This is a genomic window from Polaromonas sp. P1_G4 (genome assembly GCF_056405475.1).
In genome coordinates this window covers 1-2,472 of sequence record NZ_JBFUCA010000583.1, presented here as the reverse complement: position 1 = coordinate 2,472, position 2,472 = coordinate 1, and the positions used below count along the sequence as shown (strand labels likewise).

At 59.5% G+C, this 2,472-nt stretch carries 3 protein-coding genes; 2 read left to right on the top strand and 1 reads right to left on the bottom strand.

Annotated elements, in window-relative coordinates:
- Nucleotides 1-603, bottom strand: a 603-nt coding sequence (locus AC1D1X_RS20820) for a thiamine pyrophosphate-binding protein (RefSeq protein ID WP_477699060.1), incomplete at its 3' end; no start/stop codon positions are given.
- Nucleotides 604-747: 144 nt separating this feature from the next.
- Here AC1D1X_RS20820 and AC1D1X_RS20815 point away from each other — a divergent pair.
- Both AC1D1X_RS20815 and AC1D1X_RS20810 read left to right on the top strand, forming a co-directional pair.
- Nucleotides 748-1,656 carry a LysR family transcriptional regulator gene (locus AC1D1X_RS20815; protein WP_477669199.1) on the top strand — a complete coding sequence of 303 codons (909 nt, stop codon included), beginning with the start codon at nt 748-750 and terminating at the stop codon, nt 1,654-1,656.
- Nucleotides 1,657-1,765: 109 nt separating this feature from the next.
- On the top strand, nt 1,766-2,472 hold a 707-nt coding region (locus AC1D1X_RS20810), incomplete at its 3' end, for a LysR family transcriptional regulator (RefSeq protein WP_477699059.1).

Sequence of the window (2,472 nt, the reverse complement as noted above, 5' to 3'; positions counted from 1 at the left end):
AGCAAGCATGTCGAGTGCTTTTTCGATCTGTTTGCGGCTTGCAGCCGGCTTGTAGACCGGTAGCGGCTCATAGGTGTCAATGTCGAATTCAATTTCGGCCATCTGCACATCAAAAGGCAGGTCGATCAGCACCGGGCCGGGTCGTCCCGAGCGCATCAGGTGAAAGGCCTGCTGGAAGGAACGCGGCACCAAGGCCGGCTCACGCACAGTCACGCTCCATTTAGTGACCGGCTTGGAGATGGATTCAATGTCTACTGCCTGGAAATCCTCCTTGTACAGGCGCGCACGGGGCGCCTGCCCGGTGATGCACAAAATGGGGATGCTGTCGGCAATTGCCGAGTACAGCCCGGTGATCATGTCGGTACCGGCTGGGCCGCTGGTGCCTATGCACACCCCGATGTTTCCGGCCTTGGCGCGTGTGTAGCCTTCGGCCATGTGCGATGCGGCCTCGACGTGCCGCGCCAGGATATGCGTGATTGACTGGCGCTCACGCAGTGCGGAGTAAAACGGGTTGATGGCTGCGCCGGGCACACCAAAAGCTTGCGTGATGCCTTCTTTTTCCATCACCAGAACGGCGGCCATGGCGGCCTTCATTTTTGCCATTGAAGTCTCCTAGAGGGTTGCTGATCGTTGGACGGATGGTCGCGGCGTTGATGGCTGCGGGGAAGCCCCATCCCGTGCATTACGCTTATTCCAATTTGGAATAAATGATTGCCTGGCCGATGTCGCCGTGGTCTACTTGCGGCCATGGACCGCATTCAAGCCATCCGGCTTTTCATTCGCGTGGTTGACCTCGGCTCTTTCAGCAAGGCTGCTGCCGATATGGGTATGGGCCAGCCRTCGGCCACCAAGCTGGTGGTGCAACTGGAAAAGCAGCTGGGTTCACGGCTGCTCCATCGTTCGACCCGTGGCGTGACGCCCACCGAGATCGGCGCACTGTATTACGCCAAGTGCAAGCTGATCGCGCACCATGTCGAAGAGGCCGAGACGGTGGCGGCGCTATTGCAGTCGCAGGTCCAGGGCGGCCTGCGAATCACTACCTCCGTAGCTTTCGGACGGCGCGTGCTGGTGCCGCTGGTCATGCGTTTCATGCAGATGCACCCCAAATTGCAAATCGAGCTGAACTTTGAAGACCGTTATGTCAACCTGGTTGAGCAAGGCATTGACGTGGCGATCCGGATGGGGCCGCTCGCTGACTCGACGTTAGGGGCGCGTTACCTGGGTATCAACCCGTGGGTGGTCGTGGCCTCGCCCGAATACATCAAGAAGCGCGGTGCGCCGGCCGATCCTGCGGATCTTGTCACGCACGATGCGCTGATCTACAGCACGGTGCAAGGCGATGCGCGCTGGCATTTCAACGGAGCCGAAGGCCAAGCGCGTCAGGTCTCGGTCAGTGGGCCGCTGCGCTCGAACAATCTCTCGGCGCTGCTGGTGGCAGCGCGCGGCGGTATGGGCGTGGCTGCCTTGCCCCGGTATGTGGCGCATGAGTCGGTGCGCAGCGGTACTCTGGTGCCCCTCCTGAGCGGCTGGGTGCTGCCATCGCAGGAAATCCATGCTGTTTATCCTTCGCCCCAATTGGTGCCGGCCAAGGTCAACGGCTTTGTCGGCTGGCTGCAAGGCCAGTTCGGCGAGTCCTGGTGGGCGGACCAGAAATAGCTACGGGCGAAAGCTTGCCCAGGTCGACCGGCCCGTAATGAATGATTATTCATTGCTAACCCATTTGATACCATGAATTACTTATGAGTTATGGATTAAAGGGGCCGAGATGAAGAATGCGACGTTGCGCCAGCTTAAGGTGTTCGAGGCTGTGGCCCGCAACTTGAGCTTTTCGCGAGCCGCCGAAGAGCTGCACTTGACACAGCCGGCGGTGTCCATCCAGGTCAACAAACTGGAAGACCACGCAGGCCTTCCACTGTTTGAGCAGCTCGGAAAAAAAATTCATCTCACGCCGGCGGGCATTGAGATGCTTCACTCCAGCCGGATCATCATCCAGCAGTTCAAGGAGGTGGAAGAAGCCATGGCGCAGTTCAAGGGCATCTCCGGCGGCAAGCTGAATGTTGCGGTGATCAGCGCCGGAGATTATTTTTTTCCGCGCCTGCTCGTCGAGTTCGCACGGCGCCACTCGGGCGTGACGCTGGACTTCGGCGTCTGCAATCGCGAGGAACTCTTGAGCCAGCTGACCGATAACCTGACGGATCTGGCCGTCATGGTGCGCCCGCCGCTGGATATGGACACAGTGAGCGAACCTTTCGCCCCGCACCCTTATGTTGTTGTGGCGGCGCCCAACCATCCGCTGGCAGCCAAAAAGCGCATTCCGCTATCGCGCCTGGCCAGCGAACCCTTTGTTGTGCGTGAAAAGGGTTCCGATACCTGGAATTCGATGGAGGAGGGCTTCGGCGCGCACCTGGCCGACCTCAACATCGCGATGGAGATCAAGAGCACGGAAACCATCAAACAGGCCGTGATCGCGGG